The sequence below is a fragment of the Mesorhizobium sp. M1E.F.Ca.ET.041.01.1.1 genome (assembly GCF_003997355.1).
GTDB lineage: Bacteria > Pseudomonadota > Alphaproteobacteria > Rhizobiales > Rhizobiaceae > Mesorhizobium.
On record NZ_RZSL01000772.1, the window covers coordinates 1 to 2362 of the forward strand.

At 66.4% G+C, this 2362-nt stretch carries 3 protein-coding genes; all 3 read left to right on the forward strand.

The window, feature by feature from the left end; translation table 11 throughout:
• The coding region (locus EOA38_RS33905; RefSeq protein WP_281060151.1) for an ATP-dependent helicase C-terminal domain-containing protein at window positions 1-395 on the forward strand (395 nt) is incomplete at its 5' end.
• A gap of 188 nt (window positions 396-583) precedes the next feature.
• Window positions 584-1909, forward strand: coding sequence for an ActS/PrrB/RegB family redox-sensitive histidine kinase (locus EOA38_RS33910; protein WP_127301272.1), 1326 nt, complete (start codon window positions 584-586; stop codon window positions 1907-1909).
• Window positions 1910-2014: 105 nt separating this feature from the next.
• A partial coding sequence (locus EOA38_RS33915; RefSeq protein WP_127301273.1) for a response regulator occupies window positions 2015-2362 on the forward strand: 348 nt, incomplete at its 3' end.

A 2362-nucleotide genomic window follows, 5' to 3' on the forward strand; every position in this document is an offset into this window, starting at 1 on the left:
AGCCGAGCGTGCTCGCGGCGGGACTGATGTCGCTGGTTCCGCACGACCTGCAGCGCAAGGTCGATGCGTTGGCGCCGACCCATTTCGGCGCGCCCTCGGGCAGCCACGTGCCGATCCGCTATGACGGCGAATGGCCGGTGCTGGCCATCCGCGTGCAGGAGCTGTTCGGCCTCGACCGCCATCCGGCGATCGCGGGCGGCACGGTGCCGCTGACGCTCGAACTCTTGTCGCCGGCGCATCGCCCGATCCAGATGACGCGCGATCTCCCCGGCTTCTGGCGCGGCTCCTGGGCGGATGTGCGCACCGACATGCGCGGCCGTTATCCGAAACATGTCTGGCCGGAAAACCCGCTGCTGGCGGCGGCCACCAGCCGTGCCAAGCCGCGGGGGACGTAGCCTTGCGCAGAATTGGCGCAGACGCTCATCGCTCCGCCCGTGGATGACGAAGTCGCGAGGGGCCTCGGCCAATCCCGAATGTTCATGATGTTGAACCGAGACGAACGGTGAAACACCGGCTGCCAACCGGGTAAGTCACCTTCACAGCGCTACTAGCGCTCACCCTCCTGCGGCTATAATCGTAAGTCATGATCAACATTCTGCGCGCGCCCGATTCCCAGCAGAGCCAGCGGCTGCGGCTCAACACGCTGATCCGCCTGCGCTGGCTCGCCATCGTCGGCCAGAGCATTGCGGTGCTCGTCGTCGCCTACGGGCTGAAATTCCCGCTGCCGGTCTCGATGTGCTTCGCGCTGATCGCCTGCTCGGCCTGGATGAACCTCTGGCTGACCTTCCGCTATCCGGCGGCGCACCGGCTGGGTCCGCTCGCGGCCTTCGCCATCCTGACTTTCGACAGCCTGCAGCTCGCCGGGCTGCTCTACATGACCGGCGGCCTGACCAATCCGTTCTCGGTCCTGCTCTCCGTGCCGGTGGTCATCTCCGCCGCGTCGCTGCCGCTGCGCTTCACGGCGATGCTCGGCGTGCTGGTCATCGTGGCGGCAACGCTGCTGGTGTTCTTCCATCTGCCGCTGCCCTGGTACGAGAATGCGCCGCTGCCGATGCCGTTCATTTATGTCGCCGGCATGTGGATGGCCGTGTTCGCCTCGATCGCCTTCACCGCCATCTACGCTTTCCGCGTCGCGGCGGAGGCGCGCCTGCTCGCCAATGCGCTCGCCGCCACCGAGCTGGTGCTGCAGCGCGAGCAGCATCTTTCCGCGCTGGACGGGCTCGCGGCGGCAGCCGCGCACGAGCTCGGCACGCCTCTGGCCACCATCACGGTCGTCGCCAAGGAAATGGAAAAGGCGCTCGGCAAGGATCCGAAATTCGGCGAGGACGTGAAGCTCTTACGCTCGCAGAGCGAGCGTTGCCGCGAGATCCTGAAGCGGCTGACCAGCCTGTCCTCGGAAGGCGAGGCGCACCTGTCGCGCCTGCCGCTGACCTCGCTGGTCGAGGAGGTGACGGCGCCGCACCGCGATTTCGGCATCTCGATCCGGCTGCGTCCCGGCGAGCGCATCGGCCCGGAGCCGGTCGGGCAGCGCAGCCCCGGCGTCATCTACGGGCTCGGCAACCTGGTCGAGAACGCCGTCGACTTCGCCAAGAAAACCGTCACCATCAGCTGGAACTGGGATGAGACCGAGGTTTCCTTTTCCATCACCGACGACGGACCGGGCTTCCCGCCGGAGATCATCGACCGCATCGGCGAGCCCTATATGTCGACACGCCAGGGGACCGAGGCCGGCGGCGGCCTTGGCCTCGGGCTGTTCATCGCCAAGACCTTGCTGGAGCGTTCCGGCGCGACGCTCGACTTCCGCAATTCGAGCGGGCTCGGCGAGGGCGCGGTGGTGCAGATCACCTGGCCGCGCAGCGTCTTTCTCAATCCCCAGCAGCTGTCGGGGACCATGTTCGACAACGCCTGAGCCTTGCGTTTGCCGCATGGCAGCTTTGTTGCCGGCTGTAAAAATTGGACAATGCTGTTGCGGAATTGTATCTGCGTAAAAGTAAGGCAGTAGGATGCTGACGAAATGAGCGCAGAAGAACCCACCGGCGCAATGGTTGAGGGCGAGGACACCTCGTTGCTGATCGTCGATGACGACAAGCCGTTCCTCACCCGGCTTGCCCGCGCCATGGAAACCAGGGGCTTCGCGGTCGAGACGGCGGAGAGCGTGGAGGAGGCCGTCGCCAAGGCGCGCGCCCGTCCGCCCGCCTATGCGGTGGTCGACATGCGCCTCGGCGACGGCAACGGCCTCGACGTGGTCGCCGCCATCCGCGAGAAGCGCGACGATTCCCGCACCATCATCCTGACCGGCTATGGCAACATCGCCACCGCGGTGACGGCGGTGAAGCTCGGCGCCGTCGACTACCTGTCGAAG

Bases quoted from the DNA above. Each gene is read 5' to 3' on its own strand.
- EOA38_RS33910 (WP_127301272.1), top strand. From the start codon at position 584: ATGATCAACATTCTGCGCGCGCCCGATTCCCAGCAGAGCCAGCGGCTG.